Source organism: Pseudomonas sp. P5_B2 (genome assembly GCF_056400445.1).
In genome coordinates, this window is sequence record NZ_JBFULH010001121.1 from 1 (window position 1) to 976 (window position 976).

The window sequence follows — 976 nt, forward strand, 5'->3', positions numbered from 1 at the left end:
GAACGAACTCACCGCAGACCGCGCGCTCGACTACGTGGCCGACGTTGGCAACAACCAAATGTGGGCAGCGCATACCCTGCGCCTCGGAGCCGGCCAAGCCATGCACCACTCCGGTGGCTTGGGCACCATGGGCTTCGCCATTCCCGCTGCCGTCGGTGCATGCTACGCCGGAGACAAACCGGTCATCGTCATCACCGGTGACGGTGGCGCACAGCTCAACATCCAGGAGTTGGACATCATTGCACGGGATCAGCTGCCGATCCTGACGATTGTGATGAACAACCACTCACTCGGGATGGTTCGCGGGTTCCAGGAGATGTACTTTGAGGGCCGTAACTCCTCAACCTTCTGGAATGGATACACCCCGCAGTTCCAGGCCATTGGCACAGCCTATGGCATCCGTTCGCAAAGTGTTGTCGACCTGAGCCAGTTCAAGGTGGCAGTGAGCGAGTTTCTCGCCAACAGCAAACCAATGCTCATCGAAGTGCTGATGCCTGATGCCCGGGAGTGCCGACCACGGCTGGAGTTTGGCCGCCCAATCCATGAGCAGTCGCCGCTTCTGGACCTTAATGAATGAAGATCGCAATACTTGGGGCAACCAGCCATATTGCCAAAGACCTCGTTGCCAGCATCGCCAAGCAGACCACTTATCAGTGCGACCTGTTTATGCGAGCGCCGGCCCGGCTCGACCCCGAGATTCGGGCTATTGCCGAGCAGAGGTCGTTTGCGCTACTCGACTATGCCAGTTTCGATGACTCCCGACATTTCGATGCGATCATCAATTTCGTAGGTGTTGGCGATCCGGCTCGTGCCATCCAGATGGGCAAGGATATTTTTACCGTCACCGAACAGTACGACAACCTTGCCCTGTCCTATCTGCAACGTCACCCTGAGTGCAGGTACATCTACCTGAGCAGCGGCGCCGCATATGGCGCTAACTTCGAGTCGCCTGTGACCGAAACCTCGAAGGCGGTAT

Annotated in this window: 2 protein-coding genes; both read left to right on the forward strand. The window is 57.7% G+C overall.

Annotated features, from left to right (window positions below; translation table 11 throughout):
* Positions 1-577 (forward strand): thiamine pyrophosphate-dependent enzyme (locus AC1DRJ_RS29610; protein WP_477805251.1); only part of this gene is annotated, 577 nt, incomplete at its 5' end.
* Positions 574-976: NAD-dependent epimerase/dehydratase family protein (locus AC1DRJ_RS29615; RefSeq protein WP_477805252.1), on the forward strand; the 403-nt coding region annotated here is incomplete at its 3' end. The genes AC1DRJ_RS29610 and AC1DRJ_RS29615, both read left to right, overlap by 4 nt.